Source organism: Pseudomonas sp. LLC-1 (genome assembly GCF_002992185.1).
Classification (GTDB): Bacteria; Pseudomonadota; Gammaproteobacteria; order Pseudomonadales; family Pseudomonadaceae; genus Aquipseudomonas; species Aquipseudomonas monteilii.
In genome coordinates, this window is sequence record NZ_LUVY01000006.1 from 65673 (window position 1) to 87695 (window position 22023).

1 protein-coding gene is annotated in these 22023 nt (G+C 66.7%); it reads right to left on the bottom strand.

Going from position 1 to position 22023, the window contains the following annotated elements:
• Positions 1-46: 46 nt before the first annotated feature.
• Positions 47-21838 carry a BapA/Bap/LapF family large adhesin gene (locus A0O30_RS04125; protein ID WP_105945677.1) on the bottom strand — a complete coding sequence of 7264 codons (21792 nt, stop codon included), beginning with the start codon at positions 21836-21838 and terminating at the stop codon, positions 47-49.
• Between the last annotated feature and the right edge of the window lie 185 nt (positions 21839-22023).

The following is a 22023-nucleotide window of genomic DNA, read 5'->3' on the forward strand; positions in this document are numbered from 1 at the left end:
GGTCGTCCATGCCGCCGGGCGTGTGCCCGGCGGGTTTGCAGCGGCCTCAGACCACATGGATACCGTTCTGCACCCACAGGTGATGGCTCGGATCCTCCTGGGCCGTATATTGGTTATAGTCGATGCCGTCGGCAGTCTGGGTGCCAGCCAGGGTCCAGTTGTCTGTCATGTGAACCGTGTCTTTGTCGTCCCCCTTGATGATCAGTGTGTCGTTGCCGGTTTCGGTGATGGCCACCACGTCTGCCAGGTTGAGGGTAAGCGCCACCGCGCTGGTGTCGTTGAGGTCGATGACTTCGATGTCATGCACCCGGTCGGCCAGGTTGCCCAGGTCGATGCTGGCATCGCCACCGCCCCACAGCAGGGTGTCGGTACCGGTGCCGCCCTCGACGCTGGCGAAGTTCTGGTCGACCACCACCAAGGTGTCGTCCCCTGCGCCACCCTGCAGGGTGATATGGCCACCCTGGCTGCCATCGAGGTGGTCGTTGCCGTCGGTGCCGGCGATCACCTCTGTGGAAGCCGATGCGGCCACACTGGCGAGTGCTACCCCTTCGTCACCGGTATCGGAGAGCAACGACATCGTGCTGGTGAGGCCGGCGGCGTTGTCCAGGTTGATGGTGAGCGTTGCGGTGTCGGTGGTGCCGTTGGGGTGGGTCAGCTCGTAGGTGAAGGTGTCGTGCTGGCCGATGGCTGTCGACGTGAGCCCTGAGTTGAGGGTGTAGGTGTAGCTGCCGTCGGCATGCACCAGCAGCGTGCCGTAGGTGCCGGCCACGCTGACCCCGTTGTAGCCCGGGATGGTGTAGGTGTTGGCCGCCGTCAGCACGCTCAGCACGGTCAAGGCCGAACCCACGGTGTCATCCGCGAGCAGGTTGCCGGTTGCCGTGGTCGCGCTGCTGACCACGAACTCGGTGAGGTGCGTCGTAGTCGCGTTCAGGCTGGTGGTGATGGAGCTGAGCAGGCCGATGCCGCCCGCTGTGACGCGCACGTGGTAAGTACCGGCCCCCTGGTTCTGGAAGGTATAAGCCGCACCGCCCCCCAGCAGGCTGACCAATGAGCCGCCAGGCACCGACTGCACCAGCACATACTGGCCGGTGGCCGGATTGAGCTTGAGCAACTCGATGGTGGTGCCGTTGAGCAGGCTCAACAGATTGGTGGAGTTGACCACCACCTGCAGGTTGGCTGTGGTATCGGCAGCAACCGAGGTGGTGTAGGTGGCCTGGCGCGTGCCAATTACCGGCAGGCTCAGCGTGCCCAGCGAGCTGCTGCTGGTGTCCACACGGTTGACCAGGGTCAGGTGGCTGAAGCCGACGTCGTTGACGGCATCGACCACTGTGGCCGGCGCACCGTAGTTGATGTTGCTCCACACCTCCGTGGCCTGCGGGCTGTCGATACGTACATACAGGTTGGCAGAGTCGGACAGGCCGTTCGCATGCACCAGCTGATAGCTGAACACATCGACCTTGCCGACACTGCTCGGGCTGCCGTTTGGCGTGTAGGTGTAGCTGCCGTCCGCGCGAATCACCAGGGTGCCGTACAGGCCTTGTACCGTGGTGGCGCTGCCGGCCGCGACATAACTGCCGTCCTTGAACACCTGGAGCACGGCGGCGCTGTCCGGGCCACGTGCATCGACAGTGCCATCGGTGCCCACATCGGTGATGACGTTGCCGGTGGTGGCGGTGCCAGTCCCGGTGAACTGGGTCAGGCTGGTGGCCGTGATGTCCAGCGAAGTGGTCACGTTGGTGATCAGGCCAATGCCGCCACTGCCCACGGTCAGGCGGTAGTCACCGGCTTGCAGGGTACCGATATCGACCTGCAGGCCCAGCGGCAGCACGATCAGGTCGAGCAGGCCCTGGGTGTTGCCGGTGGCCAGCGTCACCCAGGCGCCCGTCGCGTCTTTCACTTGCAGGGTGAACGTGGAGTTGTTGAGCAGCGCCAGTACGCTGTTGGTGGTCAGTGTCAGGGTCGGGTCCACCGTGGTGCCGGCGGCTACGGTCCAGGTGTAGGTCTTGGTGAAGCCCGACAGCAGGGTGGTGAAGCTGTCGGTGTAGGTCTTGGTCGCGGTGACCGGTACCAGGTTGACCGTTGCCGTCGCCAGGTTGTCGCTGGCGATGACCGGGGCGTTGGCATCCACATCGGGCGCGGTGATGGTGACGTTGCCCGACACGTTGCCACGCGGGTCGGTGAGGCCGACCGATAGGACCTGGCCGTTGTCCTGAGGCGGGCTCAGGGTCACGGTGAAGCTGCCGTTCGGCTGTACGGTTGCGGTTTGCAGTACGGTACCGCTGGCGCTGCGCACAGTGACGGTGGCGCCTGCTTCGCCGGTACCGGTGAGGGTACTGCCGTCGGCACTGATCTGCAGGTTGCCGGCGACTGCAGGCGGGGTCAGGTCTGGTGCGGTCAGTGCGGTGCCGGTAGACACGTTGCCGGCACTGTCGGTCAGGGTGACGCTGAGCGCCTGGTTGTCGATTTGTGCGGCCGTGAGGCTCACTACGAACAGGCCGTTAGTGCCCACCGTTGCGGTGCCCAGTACGGTGCCGGCACTGTTGCGCACGGTGACGGTGCTGCCGACCTGGCCAGAGCCGCTGACCGAGGTGCCGTTGGCGTTGATGGCCGCCACCGGTGCTGCGGGTGGCGTGGTGTCCGGTGCGGTCAAACTGGTGCTGGCGGACAGGTTGCCGGCTGCATCGGTCTGGCGTACCACCAGCAATTGCCCGTCGTTCTGTGGCGAGGTCAGGGTGATGCTGAAGGTGCCGTTGGCTTGCACCACGCCGGTACCCACCTGGCCACTCGGGCCTTGCACGGTGACGGTAGCCCCTGCTTCGCCGTTACCGGTCAGTACCGTGCCTGTGCCGTTGATGGTCACGTTGGTCGGCACGGCTGGCGGCTGGACATCAACGGCCGTGTAGCTGGTGCTGCCAGACGCGTTGCCTGCAGCGTCGGTCTGGCTCACGCCCAGTACCTGGCCATTGAGCTGCGCCGCGTTGAGGTTGACGGTGAACACACCACCGCCATTCACCAACGCCGTTCCAAGCACGTTGTTGCTGGCATCGCGCACGGTCACCGTGGCTCCGGCCTCACCGGTACCGGTAAGCACCAGGCCATTGGCCGACAGGCTGGTAACCACCGGGTTGGCCGGTGGGGTGATGTCGGCCGCTTGCAGGAAGAGCGGCTGCGATTCGCCGCCCAGCAGCGAGACTGCCGTCACCGAGATGTGCTGGCCGTTGAGTTGAGCCGCGTTCAGCGTGATGCTGAAGCTACCCGTTCCGATGTTGGCGAGGCCTGAACCGATCAGGTTGCCGGCGGCATCGTAGACGCGAATGCTTGCGCCGGCTGCGGCCGTACCGGTCAAGGTAAGGCCGTCGCTGCCCAGTATCGCATTGGTCGGTGGTTCGGGTGGCGGCACCAGAGGGGTGATGTACGTCACAGCCCCTGAGGTATTGGTACCGTCGGACTGTGTCACGGAGAGGAATGCGGCTGAGCCCGGCGCCGGCGTAAGGTTTATCTGGAAGTTGCCAGCGGCGTCCACCAGACCGGTCCCGATCACGGTGCCGTTGGGGCCACCGACTCTGACGGTGACCGTGGCATTGGCTTCGCCCCTGCCGGTCAACGAACTATAGGTATTGTCGATCGCCAGGTTGGTCACCACGGCGGGTGGCGAGGTGTCGTTGGTCTGGTAGCTGGCGGGGACCGAGGCATTGCCGGCCGCGTCCGTGGATACCACGGTCAACAGTTGGCCGTTGTTCTGAGCCGGGTTGATGACAACGGTGAACTCGCCGTTGCCGCCCACCACCACCGTACCCACGATGCTGTTGTCAGGGCCACGAACAGTGATGGTGGAGCCGGCTTCCGCCGTACCGGTCATTGACGTGCCTGCCGGGTTGAGCAGCAGGTTGCCTGGCTGCACAGGCGGTGTCAGGTCTGGCGCGGTTACCTGCAAGGGCGCCGACGGGTTGCCGGTGGCGTCCTGGGCGATCACCGTCAGTACCTGGCCATTGATTTGCGGGTTGTTCAGGTCGAGCACAAAGGTGCCATCCGGGTCGACTGTCACCTGGCCCAGCAGGTCGCCATTGTTGTTGACCACGGTGACGCGGGTGCCGGCTTCGGCGGTACCGATCAGTTGGGTGCCGCTGTCGTTGAGGCTGGCGATCACGGTGGCCGGCGGGGTGATGTCCAGCGCCGTGACCGTGCTGACCGTCGAAACGTTGCCGCTGCTGTCGGTCAGGGTGACCTGCAGCAGTTGGCCATTCAGTTGCGGGGTATTGAGTTCGACCACGAAGGTGCCATTGGCAGCCACCACGGCAGTGCCAATCTGTGTAGTGCCGACATACACGCGCACGGTAGCGCCCGCTTCGCCGACACCGCCCAGTTCATCGCCTGCCACACTGAGCTGCAGCGCGGTTGCGGCGGCGGGGGGCGTATGGTCCGGTGCTTGAACAGTGACCGGCAAGCTGATGTTGCCGGGTGGGTCGGCCTGCTGCACCGACAGCACCTGATGATTGATTTGCGCGGGCGACAGCTCGACGCGGAAGGTGCCGTCTGCCAGCACTGTGCCGGTACCCAGCACGGTGCCGGCGGCATTGCTGACGGTGACCGTCGCGCCTGCTTCGCCCAGGCCGCTGACCACACTGCCGTCGGCGTTGATCACCACGGCGGTAAGTGGAGCTGGCGGTGTGAAGTCCGGGGTTTGCAGGGTGGCCACGGCCGACACGTTGCCGGTGGCATCGGCCTGGGTGAAGCTGAGCAGTTCGGCGTTGCCCAACGCCGGGCTGAGGGTGATGGTGAAGTGGCCGCTGGCATCGACGGTGGCGCTGCCGATGGGCTGGCCTGCCGGGTTGGTGACGGTGACCAGCGCGCCCACTTCGCCGCGGCCGGTGATGGTCACGCCATCGCTGGATATTGCCAGTGCGGTGGGTGCTGCGGGTGCCGTGGTGTCCGGCGCAGTGATGGCGCTGGCGGCGGACTGGTTGCCGGCGGCATCGGTCAGCACCACCTGCACCTGCTGGCCGTTGGCCTGAGGCGAGGCGAGGTTGACCTGGAAGGTGCCGTCGGCGCGTACCGTTGCGTTGCCCAGCACCGTGCCGTCGGCGGCCAGCACGCGAACAGCGGCCCCCGCTTCACCGGTACCGTTGAGCAGGCTGCCGCCGCCGGCGAAGGCCAGGTTGCCAGCGGCATCCGGCGCCACGCGGTCGGGGGCAGTCAGGCTGAAGCTGTTGGACTCGTTGCCGGCCACATCGGACTGGCTGGCGCTGAGCTGTTCACCGTTGATCTGCGCGGCGCTGAGGTTGACGCTGAAGTTGCCGCTGGCATCCACCAAGGCGGTGCCCAGGTCGATCCCCCCTTCGCCGATCACGGTGACGGTGGCACCTGGCTCACCGCGCCCAGTGAGTACCAGGCCGTCGTTGGACAGCACCAGGTTGGTCAGTGGTTGCGGTGCGGTGGTGTCCGGTGCCTGCAGGGTCGCCGGCAGCGAGACTGCGCCGTCGCTGCCGGTGGCGCTTACCTCCAACCGTTCGCCGTTGGCCTGGGCGCTGCCGAGGTTGACGGTGAAGGTACCGTCGTTGGCTACCGGGCTGCTGCCCAGCAATACGCCGTTGGGGCCATACACCTTGACCGTGCTGCCCACCGTAGCGGTACCGGTCACCGACAGGCCGTCGGCAGCCAGTACCAGGTTGTCCGGCGTTGCCGGTGCCAGAAGGCCCGGCGCGGTGACGTTTTGTGCCGGGGAGACGTTCTGTGCGGCGTCGGCCTGGACCACGCTCAGGCTTTCACCGGTGATCGCGGCTGGCGACAGGGTGACGCTGAAGTGGCCGTCAGTGCCGACCGTGGCGGTGCCCAGCACGGTGTTGTCGGGTGCCCGTACGGTGACGGTCGCCCCGGCTTCGCCATTGCCTGTCAGGGTGGTGCCACTGGCAGACACCGCCAGGTTGGTCACGGCCGCTGGCGGCGTGGTATCGGCTGCGGTGTAAGGCGCGGCCGGTGAAACGTTGCCGGCCGCGTCGGTAGCCGTTACCTGCAGGGTCTGCCCGTTGGTCTGGGCGCTGTTCAGGGTGACCTGGAAGGTGCCGTTGCTGCCGGTTGTCGCCGTGCCCAGCACGTTGCCGCTGGCATCGCGTACGGTCACGGTGCTGCCGGCTTCGGCGTTACCGGACAGTTGCAGCCCGGTGGCGGCGAGGACCAGTGCAGTCGGTGCAGCGGGTGGGGTGAAGTCCGGCGCGGTAACGGCCACGGCGGCAGAGGTGTTGTTGCCCGCGTCGGTCTGCGTAACGCTCAGGTGCTGGGCGTTGAGCTGGGCGCTGTTCAGGGTGAGGGTGAAGCTGCCGTTGGCGGCCACCAGTCCAGTGCCGATGATGGTGCCGTCCTGGCCGCGCACGGTGACTGTGGCACCGGCTTCGCCCAGGCCGGTCAGGGTCAGGCCGTTGTTGTTCAGCACCACGTTGGTGAGTGGGGCTGGTGGGGTCAGGTCCGGGGTTGCCACATTGACGGCTGGCGAGGTGTTGCCGGCGGCATCCACTTGGGTCACGCCGATGGCCTGGCCGGTGGCTTGCGGGGTGTCGAAGGTCACGGTGAAGCGACCGTCGGCGCCCACCGTGGCCGTGCCCAGCAAAGTACCGGCGGCGTTGCGTACCTGCACGGTAGCCCCCACTTCGCCGCTGCCGGACAGCTGCCGGCCGTCCTGGCTCAGCACCGGGTTGGTGATGGCGGCAGGCGGTGTGCGGTCTGGCGTCGCCAGGCTGGCCGGGCCGGAAATGTTACCGGCGGCATCGCTGAGGGTGACTTGCAGCGCGCTGCCGCTGGTTTGCGCGCTGGGCAGGGTGATCTGGAACTGCCCACTCTGGTTGACGGTGCCGGTGGCCAGGATGGCGCCACTGGCATCGCGTACGGTCACGGTGGCGCCGGCTTCACCCTGGCCGCTGAGCACGGTGGCCGCGCTGTTGAGGCTGAGGTTGCTGGCGGCCAGCGGTGCCTGCAGGTCAGGGGCTTGCAGGGTGGCCGCGAGCGAGACGTTACCCGCCGCGTCGGCCTGGGTCACGATCAGGTTCTGGCCGTTGGCGACAGCTGGCGAGAAATCGATGCTGAACAGGCCGTTGCTGCCGACGGGCGCGGTTCCCAGGAGGTTGCCCTGCGCATCGGTCACACGCACGGTAGCACCCACTTCGCCTTGGCCGGTCAGCGTACTGCCGGTGGCATTGAGTACGACTTGGGTCGGTGCGTTTGGCGCGGTGGTGTCGTTGGCCACGACAATGGCTGGCACCGAAGGCAGGCCATCGACGGTAGCCTTGGCGCTGACCTGCAAGATCTGGGCGTTGAGCTGGGCGCTCTGGAAGAACACACGGAAGGTGCCGTCGCTGCCGACCGTGGCGGTGCCCAGGGTGGTGCCCCCGGAGGTCACGGTAATCAGCGAGCCGACCGTCCCCTGGCCGGTCAGCAGGAAGCCGTCGGCACTGATGGACAGGGCCGACGGTGTGGCCACCTCGGTGCCGGTCGGGCCGGCAAGTGGCACTTCGGGGGATTCGTTGCCGGCAGGGTCGATCACCACCACATCAACGGTTTCGCCGGTGGCCAGTGGCGGGTCGACGTCAACCACGAAGGTGCCGTCTGGTCCAACGGTGATGGTGCCGCGAACGGTGCCATCGTCCTGGTTACGGACTTCCACTGTGCTGCCAGGCTCCGCAGTACCCCCAACGGTGCTGCCGTCGGGGCTCACGGTAAGCCCGGTAGCAGAATCCGGGTTGGTGGTGTCCGGGGCGTTGACGGAGACCGGAGCAGAGTCGTTGCCGGCTGCATCGGTCACCACCACAGTCACAGTCTGGCCATTGGTCAGCGGGGTATTCAGCGGTACGCTGAAACTGCCATCCGGATTGACGGCCACCACGACCACATTGCCATTCCCGTCGTTCACGGACACTGAGTTGGCGCCAGGCGCATTGCCGGTGACGGTGCTGCCGTCCGGACTGACCAGCACACCCGTGGGCGCTGCCGGTGGCGTGATGTCCGGCGCATTGATCTGGCCGGGCAGGGACACATTGCCGGCAGTATCGGTCAGGGTCACATTGAGAGACTGGCCGTCCAGTTGGGCGGGCGAGAGTGGCACTGTGAAGCTGCCACCTGCCGGCACGACGATGGTACCTACCAGGGTGCCGTCGGTAAGCCGCACTTCCACCGTGGACCCAGCTTCACCAGTGCCCTGGATGGCGTTGCCGCCTGGGGTGATGGTGAGGCCGCCCGGCGCTGTTGGCGCGCTGCTGTCATCGGCGGTGAAGCTGGCAGACGGTGAGGCATTGCCACCACCATCGATCAACACCACCGACAATACTTCGCCGTTGGTCTGGGCGGGGGCGAGTGGTACTTCGAACGTGCCGTCGGGCGCCACCTGAATAGTACCCAGCAGGTCGCCTGCCGCGTTGCGAACCTCTACGGTGGTGCCTGCCTCGCCTTGGCCGCTGAGCAGGGTACCGGCCGGATCCAGGCCCAGGCCTTGCGCCGGCAGCGGCGCCTCGAAGTCAGGCGCGGTCACGGTGCCGGCGGGCGAGTCGTTGCCGGCGCTGTCTGCCTGGGTAACAGACAGCGTCTGGCCATTGAGCTGGGGCGGGTTGATGCTTACCAGGAAGCTGCCGTCTGGCTGAACCGTGGCGGTGCCCAGCACGGTACCCGCTGTATTGGTAACACTCACCTGCGCACCTGGCTCGCCACTGCCGCTAATGGTCCTGCCATCGCCAGACAGGGTCAGGCCGGTCGGGGTCGCCGGCAACTCGGTGTCCGGGGCCGGCAGGTCGGCGGCCGCCGACAGGTTGCCGGTTGGGTCACGCTGCTCCACGGTCAGCGCCTGGCCGTTGGTCTGTGGTGGTGTGAGGGTGATTTCGAATGCACCGTTCGGGCCTGCCACGGCACTGCCCAGCACGCTGCCATCCGGCCCGCGTACGGTCACGGTGGCGCCAGGTTCGCCGCTACCGGTGACGGTGGTGCCTGTGCCATCGATGGTCGGGTTGGTGACCGCCTGCGGCGGCGTGGAATCGGGGGCGGTGAAGCTCACCGGCCCGGCGCTGTTGCCCAGGTTGTCGGTGGCCTCGACGCTCAGGCTCTCACCATTGCGCTGTGGCGCATTGAGGGTGACATCGAAGTGTCCGTCTGCACCCACTATGGCGGTGCCCAGCACGTTGCCGTTGGTATCACGCACGGTGACGATGGAGCCACTTTGGCCCAGGCCGGTCAGGTGAATGCCTGCGGTATCGATGGCCATCCCCGAGGGTTGCAGCGGGCCATCCAGATCAGGGGCAATGACGGTGGCGGTCGAGGTATTGCCGGCCGCGTCGCGCAGCACCACGTCCAGTTCCTGGCCGTCGGTTTGCGGCGGGTTGAGCACCACGCTGATCACACCGTCAGCGCCGACCTGGGCGTTGCCCAGCACGACACCCTGGGCGCTGATGACCTGCACGGTGGTGCCCGGCTCGCCGCGGCCGGTGAGCAGGCTGCCATCGGCGCTCAGTTGCAGCTGGCTGGCTTCATTGGGTGGCGTGATGTCAGGGGCGGTGACTTGGGTCGGCAGTGACGCGTTGCCGGCGCCATCCACAGCCACCACATCCAGGGTTTCGCCGTTGGCTTGTGCCGGGGTCAGGCCGATGGTGAAGCTGCCGTCCGGGCCTGCCTGTGCGCTGCCCAGCACATTGCCCTGCGCGTCACGTACCTGCACCTGCGTGCCCGTCGGTGCGGTACCGGAGACGCTGGCGCCATCTGCGCTCACCACGACACCGCTCGGGCTCTCGGGCAGCGGTGCATCGGCAACCGTCACGCTAAGCCCTACCGAGGTATTGCCGGCGGCATCGGTCTGCACCAGCACCAGGGTTTCGCCCGCCGCCAACGGCGATTCGAGGTCGACCACGAAGGTGCCATTTGGCGCGACGGTGCCGGTGCCGAGCACCGTACCCTGCGCATCACGCACTTCCACCGTGGCACCGGGTTCGCCACGGCCAGACACGGCCAGGCTGCCATCGGCGGCTACCACGTCAGTGACGAGTGTCGGCGCCGTGATGTCCGGGGCCACATAGCTCAGCGGTACAGAGGTGTTACCTGTCGCATCGGTCACGGTAATGGACAGTGTTTCGCCATTGGCCTGTGGCGGGTTCAGGGTCAGGCTGAAGCTGCCATCCGGCTGGGCGATGGCGCTGCCGATCAGGTTGCCCAAGGCGTCTTTCACCTCTACCCGGGCGCCGCCTTCGGCAGTACCGGCCAGGGTGTCGCCATTGGTCAACACCAGGCCCGTTGGTTGCAGGGGGGCCACAAGGTCTGGCGCAGTCAGTGGGCTAGGTGTGGAGACGTTGCCGGCAGCATCGGTCAAGGTCACCTGCAGGGAGGAGCCATCCACCACTGGGGTTGGCAATTGCACGTTGAAGCTGCCATCGGGTTGAACGGTGCCGCTCACCAGCACTTGGCCCTGGTCGTCGAGCACTTTGACGGTGGCACCCACTTCGCCGCGGCCGGAAACCGTGCGGCCATCGGCGCTGATCACCAAGTTGGTGGCTGGCGCGGGCGGCGTGGTATCGCCGCCGTTATCGATGACCGGCGCGGTAACGGTACCGGCCGTGGAGGCATTGCCTGCGGCATCGGTAGCGGTTACCTGCAACTGTTCGCCTGCCACTTGCGGTGGGGTGAGGCCAATGCTGAAGGCCCCGCTGGCGCCCACCACGACACTGCCCAGCAGGGTAGTGCCGTCGGCGGCCAGCACGCGTACGGTGCTGCCGGCTTCGGCGCGCCCGGTCACTGCGCTGCCATCGGCGCTGACGGCCAGCTCACTTGGCGCGGCTGGGGCGGTGATATCCGGCGCAGTCACTTGTGCCGGCAGTGACGAGGCCCCGTTGGTGTCGATGGCGACCACATCCAGCAGCTGGCCGTTGGCCTGGGCTGGGGTGAGCACAACGGTGAAGGTGCCCCCGGCACCCACCACGATGCTGCCGACCAGGTTCCCATTGGCATCGTGCACTTCCACACGGCTGCCGACTGGCGCCGAACCGCTGATGCTGGTGCCGTCCGCCGCGAACACCAGGTCGCTCGGGCTGGCCGGCGTGGTCACCAGCGGTACGTCGAAGGTCAAGGCTTGGGAAGCGTTGCCGCTTGGGTCGGTCTGCACCAGGCTCAGGCGTTCGCCCGGCAGCGCGGCCGGGTCGAGGTCGAGCACGAAGGTGCCGTTGCCGGTCACCGTACCTGTGCCGATCAATGTGCCATTGGTGTCCCGCACTTCAACGGTGGCACCGGCCTCACCGCGACCGCTCAGGGTCAGGCCATCGGCACCGACCACGATATTGCTGACCTGCGCAGGCGGGGTGATGTCCGGGGCGTTGAATTGCAGCGGCGTCGAGGTATTGCCGGCGGCATCCACCAGGCGGATGTCGAGGACTTCGCCATTGGCCTGGGCGGGGGACAGGGTAACGCTGAAACTGCCGTTCGGGTTGACCACACCGGTGCCGATCACGGTGCCTGAGGTGTCGCGTACCTGCACGGTGGCGCCAGGTTCACCGCTACCGGTCAAGGTAACGCCACTGGCAAGGCCCAGGCCGGTGGGCTGAGCAGGGGCCTGCAGGTCTGGGGAGGCCACCGTGCCTGGCGTGGAGGCATTGCCGGCGGCATCGGTCAGCACCACTTGCAGGGTGCTGCCATCGTTGACGGGTGGCGTCAGGGCGATCTGGAAGGTGCCATCCGGGTTGACCGTGCCGCTGGCCAGCACGTTGCCTTGGGCATCGCGCACCTGCACGGTGGCACCCGCTTCGCCGCGGCCGCTCAGCTGGCCACCGGCCAGGCCAACGACCAGGTTGGTCGGCGCCAGGGGTGGCGTGGTATCGACACCGTCGATGTCGGGGGCCGTGACGCTACCGGCGCCGGAGGCATTGCCGGCGGCGTCGGTGGCGGTGATTTGCAGCACTTCACCGTCCACTTGTGCAGGTGTGAGGGTAATGCTGAAACTACCGGTCGCACCCACCACCGCCGTACCCAGCACCGTAGTGCCGTCGGCAGCCAGCACGCGCACGGTGCTGCCCACTTCGGCACGGCCGGTGACAACGGTGCCGTTGGCATTGATCGCGAGTTCGCTTGGCGCGGCTGGCGCGGTGATGTCTGGCGCGCTGACCTGCACCGGCAGCGACGATGCCCCTGTGCCGTCGATGGCCACTACATCCAGCAGCTCGCCGTTGGCCTGGGCCGGGTTGAGGATGACGGTGAAGGTGCCATCGCCGCTCACCACCACGCTGCCGACTAGGGTGCCGTTGCCATCACGCACTTCCACACGGCTGCCCACCGGGGCAGAGCCGGTGAGGCTGGTGCCATCGGCGGCAACCACCAGGCCGCTTGGGCTATCGGGGGCAGTGGTCAGTGGCACTTCATACTGCAAGGCCTCGGACGCGTTGCCGCTCGGGTCGGTTTGTACCAGGCTCAGCACGGTGCCTGGCTGGGCTGCAGGGTCGAGATTGACCGTGAAGGTGCCGTTGGCGCCGACCGTGGCGGTGCCGATGACGGTACCGCCGGCATCACGCACTTCGACAGTTGCACCCGCTTCGCCGCGACCGCTGAGCACCAGGCCACTGGCACCGACCACGACATTGCTGACAGCAGCAGGCGGGGTGATGTCGGGGGCATCGAACTGCAGTGGCGCCGAGCTGTTGCCGGCGGCATCCACCACCCGCACATCCAACGCCTCGCCATTGGCCTGGGCGGGGAACAAGGTGACGCTGAAGGTGCCGTCTGCGTTGACCAGGCCGGTGCCGATCACAGTGCCGGCGCTATTGCGCACCTGCACGGTGGCACCGGGTTCGCCGCGGCCGGTGAAGGTGAAACCCTCGGCCAGGGCCAGGTCAGTAGGTTGCGCAGGGGCCTGCAAGTCCGGCGAAGTGACTGAACCGGGTTGCGAGACGTTGCCAGCGGCATCGGTGAGGGTGACTTGCAAGGTGCTGCCGTTGTTCACGGCAGGAGCCAAGGTCACCGTAAATGTGCCGTCGGGGCTGACCGTACCGGTTGCCAGCACAGTACCTGCGGCGTCACGCACCTGCACGGTGGTGCCGGCTTCGCCACGCCCGCTCAGCTGGCTGCCGGCCAGGCCGACCACCAGATTGGTTGGTGCGTCGGGTGGCGTGATGTCGCCACCGTCGATATCTGGCGCGGTGACTGAACCTGCCGTCGAGGTGTTGCCTGCCGCATCGGTGGCGGTGACTTGCAGCACTTCGCCGTCCACTTGTGGTGGGCTGAGGGTGATGCTGAAGCTGCCGGTAGCGCCAACCACGACGCTACCCAGCACGGTAGTACCATCGGCGGCCAGTACCCGCACGGTGCTGCCCGGCTCGGCGCGGCCGGTGACGACAGTGCCATCGGCGTTGACGGCCAGTTCGCTCGGGGCGGCCGGCGCGGTAATGTCTGGCGCGGTGATTTGCGTTGGTAGTGACGATACACCTGCATCGTCGATGGCCACGACGTCCAGCAGTTCGCCATTGGCCTGGGCCGGGGCCAGAACGACGGTGAAGCTGCCATCAGGGCCTGCCACGACACTGCCGATCAGCGTGCCGTTGGCGTCGTGCACTTCCACGCGGGTGCCGGCAGGCGCCGTGCCGCTGATGCTGGTGCCGTCCTCGGCGAACACCAGGTCGCTGGGGCTGGCCGGGGCGGTGGTTACCGGGACTTCGAACTGCAGCGCTTCGGAGGCGTTGCCGCTTGGATCGGTCTGCACCAGGCTCAGTTGCTCGCCGGGCTGCACGGCCGGGTCAAGGTCGATCAGGAAGGTGCCGTTGGCACCCACTACGCCTGTGCCGATTACCGTGCCGTTGGCATCACGCACTTCGACGGTGGCGCCGGCTTCGCCACGCCCGCTCAGGGCCAGGCCGCCGCTGCCGACGGCGATGTTGCTGACCGCGGCAGGAGGCGTGATATCCGGGGCATCAAATTGCAGCGGCGCAGAAGTGTTGCCGGCCGCGTCCACCAGACGAACGTCCAGCGCTTCGCCGTTGGCCTGGGCAGGCGAGAGGGTGACGCTGAACAAGCCATCGGCACCGACCACGCCCGTACCAATGATAGTGCCAGCGGCATCACGCACCTGCACGGTGGCGCCTGGCTCGCCGCGACCGGTGAGGGTCACGCCATCGGCCAAGGCCAGGTCGGTGGGTTGAGCCGGAGGCAGCAGGTCGGCGGAGGTCACCGAGCCCGGCTGCGACACGTTGCCGGCAGCGTCGGTCAGGGTGACTTGCAGGGTGCTGCCGTCGATCACGGCAGGGCTCAAGGACACCACAAAGGTACCATCCGGCCCAACAGTGCCAGTCGCCAGCAGGTTGCCGGCGGCATCACGGACCTGCACGGTGGTGCCCACTTCGCCACGACCAGTGAGCTGGCTACCGGCCACGCCGATCACCAGGTCGGTTGGTACTGCGGGTGGCGTGGTATCGACACCGTCGATATCCGGTGCGGTGACCGAGCTGGCTGTGGATATGTTGCCTGCTGCGTCGGTGGCGGTGGCTTGCAGCACTTCGCCGTCTACTTGCGGCGGGTTGAGGTTGATGCTGAACACGCCGGTCGGGCCGACCACGGCGGTGCCCAGTTCGGTACCGTCGGCGGCAACGATGCGCACGGTGCTGCCCGGTTCGGCCCGGCCGGTAAGCACGGTGCCATCGGCGCTGACAGCCAGTTCGGTCGGTGCGGCGGGCGCAGTGATATCCGGGGCATCGAACTGCAGCGGGGCAGAAGTGTTGCCAGCCGCGTCCACCAGACGGACGTCCAGTGCTTCGCCGTTGGCCTGGGCAGGGTCAAGGGTGACGCTGAACAGGCCGTCGGTACCGACGATGCCCGTACCGATGAGGTTGCCGGCAGCATTACGCACCTGCACGGTGGCGCCTGGTTCGCCGCGACCGGTGAAGGTCACGCCATCGGCCAAGGCCAGGTCGGTGGGTTGAGCCGGAGGCAGCAGGTCGACGGAGGTTACCGAGCCCGGCTGCGACACGTTGCCTGCAGCATCAGTCAGGGTGACTTGCAGGGTGCTGCCGTCGTTCACGGCCGGTGCCAGCGTGATAGCGAAGCTACCGTCTGCCCCGACAGTGCCGGTGGCCAGCACATTACCTGCGGCATCGCGTACCTGCACCGTTGTGCCGGGTTCGCCGCGGCCGCTCAAGCGCTGGCCGGCCAGCCCTATCACCAGGTCGGTTGGTGCTGCGGGTGGCGTGGTATCGACGCCGTCGATATCCGGTGCAGTGACCGAGCTGGCCGCCGAAGTATTGCCGGCCACATCGGTGGCGGTGGCTTGCAATACTTCGCCATCGACCTGTGGCGGGTTGAGGTTGATGCTGAACACACCGGTCGGGCCGACCACGGCGGTGCCCAGTTCGGTGCCGTCGGCGGCAACGATACGCACGGTACTGCCCGGTTCGGCCCGGCCAGTGAGCACGGTGCCGTCGGCGCTGACGGCCAGTTCGGTCGGTGCGGCAGGCGCGGTAATGTCTGGCGCGGAGATCTGTGCGGGCAGCGAAGAGACGCCGCTGTCATCGATGGCGACGACATCCAGCAGTTCACCGTTGGCTTGTGGCGGGTTCAGTTCGATGCTGAAGGTACCATCGGCATTGGCAATGGCGCTGCCGATCAGCGTGCCGTTGGCATCGTGTACTTCTACGCGGGTGCCCGCCGGAGCGGTACCGGTGAGGGTAGTGCCATCGGCATCGATGGCCAGATTGCTCGGGCTGTCTGGCGCGGTGGTCAGTGGCACATCGTATTCGAGGGCAACGGAGGCGTTGCCGCTGGGGTCGGTCTGCACCAGGCTCAGCTGGTCGCCCGGTTGTACGGCCGGATCAAGGTTGATGAGGAAGGTGCCATTGGCCCCGACCACCCCGGTACCGATAACGGTGCCGTTGGCATCGCGGACTTCGACAGTGGCCCCCGGTTCACCTCGGCCGCTCAGCGCCAGGCCGCCGCTGCCGACGGCGATGTTGCTGACCGCCGCGGGCGGGGTGATATCCGGGGCATCGAACTGCAGCGGGGCAGAAGTGTTGCCAGCTGCGTCCACCAACCGAACATCCAGCGCTTCGCCATTGGCCTGGGCTGGGTTAAGGGTGACGCTGAACAGGCCATCGGCACCGACCACGCCCGTACCAATGAGGGTGCCAGCAGCATCACGCACCTGCACGGTGGCGCCTGGCTCACCGCGACCGGTGAAGGTCACGCCATCGGCCAAGGCCAGGTCGGTGGGCTGTGCTGGAGGCAGCAAGTCCGCCGAGGTTACCGAGCCCGGCTGCGACACGTTGCCTGCAGCATCAGTCAGGGTGACTTGCAGGGTGCTGCCGTCGATCACGGCAGGGGCCAGGGTGACGGTGAAGGTGCCGTCTGCACCCACTGTGCCTGTCGCGATGACATTGCCGGCGGCATCGCGGACCTGCACGGTGGTGCCGGCTTCGCCACGGCCACTCAGTTGGCTACCGGCCAGGCCGATGACCAGATTGGTCGGGGCATCGGGCGGTGTGGTATCGACACCGTCGATATCCGGTGCGGTGACCGAGCTGGATGTGGATGTGTTGCCGGCCGCATCGGTGGCAGTGGCTTGCAGCACTTCGCCGTCTATTTGCGGCGGGTTGAGGTTGATGCTGAACACGCCGGTCGGGCCGACCACGGCGGTGCCCAGTTCGGTGCCGTCGGCGGCAACGATACGCACGGTGCTGCCCGGTTCGGCTCGGCCGGTAATCACGCTACCGTTGGCGCTGACAGCCAGTTCGGTCGGTGCGGCGGGCGCGGTAATGTCTGGTGCGGAGATCTGTGCGGGCAGCGAAGAGACGCCGCTGTCATCGATGGCGACGACATCCAGCAGTTCACCGTTGGCTTGTGGCGGGTTCAGTTCGATGCTGAAGGTACCATCGGCATTGGCAATGGCGCTGCCGATCAACGTGCCGTTGGCATCGTGCACTTCTACGCGGGTACCCGCCGGGGCGGAGCCGGTGAGGGTAGTGCCATCGGCATCGATGGCCAGATTGCTCGGGCTGTCTGGCGCGGTGGTCAGTGGCACATCGTATTCGAGGGCAACGGAGGCGTTGCCGCTGGGGTCGGTCTGCACCAGGCTCAGCTGGTCGCCCGGTTGTACCGCCGGATCAAGGTTGATGAGGAAGGTGCCATTGGCCCCGACCACCCCGGTACCGATCACGGTGCCGTTGGCATCGCGGACTTCGACAGTGGCCCCCGGTTCACCTCGGCCGCTCAGCGCCAGGCCGCCGCTGTCGACGGCGATGTTGCTGACAGCGGCAGGAGGCGTGATATCCGGGGCATCGAACTGCAGCGGGGCAGAAGTGTTGCCGGCCGCGTCCACCAAACGAACGTCCAGCGCTTCGCCATTGGCCTGGGCAGGATTAAGGGTGACGCTGAACAGGCCATCGGCGCCCACCACACCCGTACCAATGAGGGTGCCAGCGACATCACGCACTTGCACGGTGGCACCTGGTTCGCCGCGACCGGTGAAGGTCACGCCATCGGCCAAGGCCAGGTCGGTGGGTTGAGCCGGAGGCAGCAGGTCGGCGGAGGTCACCGAGCCCGGCTGCGACACGTTGCCTGCAGCATCGGTCAGGGTGACTTGCAAGGTGCTGCCGTCGATCACGGCAGGGGCCAGGGTGACGGTGAAGGTGCCGTCTGCACCCACTGTGCCTGTCGCGATGATATTGCCGGCGGCATCGCGGACCTGCACGGTGGTGCCGGCTTCGCCACGGCCACTCAGTTGGCTACCGGCCAGGCCGATGACCAGATTGGTCGGGGCATCTGGCGGCGTGGTATCGACGCCGTCAATGTCTGGTGCCGTGACCGAGCTGGCTGTTGAGGTATTGCCGGCCGCATCGGTGGCGGTGGCTTGCAGCACTTCGCCGTCTATTTGCGGCGGGTTGAGGTTGATGCTGAACACGCCGGTCGGGCCGACCACGGCGGTGCCCAGTTCGGTGCCGTCGGCGGCAACGATACGTACGGTGCTGCCCGGTTCGGCCCGGCCGGTAATCACGCTACCGTTGGCGCTGACAGCCAGTTCGGTTGGTGCGGCGGGCGCAGTGATGTCCGGGGCATCGAATTGCAGCGGTGCAGAAGTGTTGCCGGCCGCGTCCACCAACCGAACGTCCAGCGCTTCGCCGTTGGCCTGGGCTGGGTTAAGGGTGACGCTGAACAGGCCATCGGCACCTACCACACCCGTACCAATGAGGGTGCCAGCGGCATCACGCACCTGCACGGTGGCGCCCGGCTCGCCGCGCCCGGTGAAGGTCACGCCATCGGCCAAGGCCAGGTCGGTGGGCTGTGCTGGAGGCAGCAAGTCCGCCGAGGTCACCGAGCCCGGCTGCGACACGTTGCCTGCAGTATCAGTCAGGGTCACTTGCAGGGTGCTGCCGTCGATCACGGCAGGGCTCAAGGACACGACAAAAGTACCATCCGGCCCAACAGTGCCGGTCGCCAGCAGGTTGCCGGCAGCGTCACGGACCTGCACGGTAGTGCCCGCTTCGCCACGACCAGTGAGCTGGCTACCGGCCACGCCGATCACCAGGTCGGTTGGTGCTGCGGGTGGCGTGGTATCGACGCCGTCGATATCCGGTGCAGTGACCGAGCTGGGCGCCGAAGTATTGCCGGCCGCATCGGTGGCGGTGGCTTGCAGCACTTCGCCGTCTATTTGCGGCGGGTTGAGGTTGATGCTGAACACGCCGGTCGGGCCGACCACGGCGGTGCCCAGTTCGGTACCGTCGGCGGCAACGATACGCACGGTGCTGCCCGGTTCGGCCCGGCCAGTGAGCACGGTGCCATCGGCGCTGACAGCCAGTTCGGTCGGTGCGGCAGGCGCAGTGATATCCGGTGCGGTGATTTGTGCCGGCAGCGAAGATACGCCGCTGTCATCGATGGCGACGACATCCAGCAGTTCACCGTTGGCTTGTGGCGGGCTCAGTTCGATGCTGAAAGTGCCATCGGCATTGGCAATGGCGCTGCCGATCAGCGTGCCGTTGGCATCGTGTACTTCTACGCGGGTGCCCGCCGGAGCGGTACCGGTGAGGGTAGTGCCATCGGCATCGATGGCCAGATTGCTCGGGCTATCTGGCGCGGTAGTGAGTGGCACATCGTATTCGAGGGCAACGGAGGCGTTGCCACTGGGATCGGTCTGCACCAGGCTCAGCTGGTCGCCCGGTTGTACGGCCGGATCAAGGTTGATGAGGAAGGTGCCATTGGCCCCGACCACCCCGGTACCGATCACGGTGCCGTTGGCATCACGGACTTCGACGGTGGCACCCGGTTCACCTCGGCCGCTCAGGGCCAAGCCGCCACTGCCGACTGCAATGTTGCTGACAGCGGCAGGTGGCGTGATATCCGGGGCATCGAACTGCAGCGGTGCAGAAGTGTTGCCGGCCGCGTCCACCAGACGGACGTCCAGCGCTTCGCCGTTGGCCTGGGCAGGCGAGAGGGTGACGCTGAACAAGCCATCGGCACCGACCACGCCCGTACCAATGATAGTGCCAGCGGCATCACGCACCTGCACGGTGGCACCCGGTTCGCCGCGACCGGTGAAGGTCACGCCATCGGCCAAGGCCAGGTCGGTGGGTTGAGCCGGAGGCAGCAGGTCGGCGGAGGTCACCGAGCCCGGCTGCGACACGTTGCCTGCAGCATCAGTCAGGGTCACTTGAAGGGTGCTGCCGTCGATCACGGCAGGGCTCAAGGACACGACAAAGGTACCATCCGGCCCAACAGTGCCAGTCGCCAGCAGGTTGCCGGCAGCGTCACGGACCTGCACGGTGGTGCCCGCTTCGCCACGGCCACTCAGTTGGCTACCGGCCAGGCCGATGACCAGATTGGTCGGGGCATCTGGCGGCGTGGTATCGACGCCGTCAATATCCGGTGCGGTGACAGAACTGGCTGTTGAGGTATTGCCGGCCGCATCGGTGGCGGTGGCTTGCAGCACTTCGCCGTCTATTTGCGGCGGGTTGAGGTTGATGCTGAACACGCCGGTCGGGCCGACCACGGCGGTGCCCAGTTCGGTACCGTCAGCGGCAACGATACGCACGGTGCTGCCCGGTTCGGCACGGCCAGTGAGCACGGTGCCGTCGGTGCTGACAGCCAGTTCGGTCGGTGCGGCGGGCGCAGTGATATCGGGTGCGGTGATTTGTGCCGGCAGCGAAGAGACGCCGCTGTCATCGATGGCGACGACATCCAGCAGTTCGCCGTTGGCTTGTGGCGGGTTCAGTTCGATGCTGAAAGTGCCATCGGCATTGGCAATGGCGCTGCCGATCAGCGTGCCGTTGGCATCATGTACTTCTACGCGGGTGCCCGCCGGCGCGGAACCAGTCAGGGTAGTGCCATCGGCATCGATGGCCAGATTGCCCGGGCTGTCTGGCGCGGTAGTGAGTGGCACATCGTATTCGAGGGCAACGGAGGCGTTGCCGCTGGGGTCGGTCTGCACCAGGCTCAGCTGGTCGCCCGGTTGTACGGCCGGATCAAGGTTGATGAGGAAGGTGCCATTGGCCCCGACCACCCCGGTACCGATCACGGTGCCGTTGGCATCACGGACTTCGACGGTGGCCCCCGGTTCACCTCGGCCGCTCAGGGCCAGGCCGCCGCTGCCGACCAGGATGTCGCTGACTGCACTTGGCGGGGTGATGTCGGGTGCTGTGAATTCAAGCGGGATCGAGCTGTTGCCGGCAGCATCCACCAGGCGTATGTCCAGTGCTTCGCCGTTGGCCTGGGCGGGCGACAGCGTGACGCTGAATAGCCCGTCGGCACCGACCAAGCCTGTGCCAATGATGTTGCCAGCGGCATCACGCACCTGCACGGTGGCCCCTGGTTCACCGCGGCCAGTGAGGGTTACGCCGCTGGCAAGGGCGAGGTTGGTGGGCTGGTCTGGGGCGGTCGTATCAGGTGTCTCGACGTCTGGCGCTGCAATACTGGCCGAAGGCGAGGTGTTGCCGGCTGCGTCCTTGGCGCTGACCTCCAAAGCCTGGCCTTCGGTCTGTGGCGGTTGCAGGGTGATACTGAACTGGCCGTCTGCACCGGCCACGGCTGAGCCCAGCAGCACCCCGTCGGCACCCCGCACCGAAACCGTAGAGCCTGGTTCTGCACGGCCGGTGAGGGTGGTGCCCTGTTCATTGATGGCAAGGTCGGCAGGTGCAAGCGGCGCAGTCACGTCCGGGGCGGTGACTGTGCCAGGCGTCGAGACGTTGCCGGCGCCATCGGTCAGGGTGACTTCAAGGTTCTCGTTGTTAATTTGCGGCGGGTTCAACGTCACGTCGAAGGTGCCGTCGGCACCCACGGTGCCGCTGCCGATCAGGTTGCCGGCAGCATCACGGATGCTCACTGTGGTGCCTGCTTCACCACGGCCGGTCAGGCGCAGGCCATCCGGCGACACCAGCAGGTCGATGGGCGTGGCCGGTGCGGTGGTATCGGGGGCCGAGCCACCACTGCTACTGCCACTGTTGTTATCTGCCGCTGCTGCCGCGCCGCCGACACCGAGCAGGCTCAGCCCGGCAATCGCCCAGGTTGGCATGGCACTACCGGCGGTGCCGATACCCGCGACCAGATCGTCCAGCGAGGTCACGTCCTCGAAGGTAAAGCCGGTGAAGGCCGTTGCATCGTATTGCGCGTGCCACAGGGTGCCGTCTTCGCCAACGAAGACAATGTCGCTACCGACCCCGGCCTGGTCCACGGCGAAGAAGTTGCCGATGGTGACCTTTTCACCCGACTTCAGGGTGACGATCAGGTCTTGCCCGCGTTGGGTAACAGTGGCCACCTTGTCGGGGGCTACCGGCATCTGCACGACGCCTGGCCCTTTGAGGTTGATATTGCCCCAGGCGCTCTGAGTGGCGACTTCGGTTTGCTTATCGGCGACGACGATGTTGTCCATGGATGCTCCCTGCTGGTATCCGGATCCCCCGGCCCGAACCGTTCGAGCCACAATCTGCGTCACAGAGCCCTTGCTGGGGCGTTCCGCGCAGTCTCGACCAGGCAGTCGAAATTCGGGTGGTTAGGGAGATATAGCAGCCAGGCGGGAAGCAACCAGATGGCTTTCTGGGTTAATCCTTTTGTAGG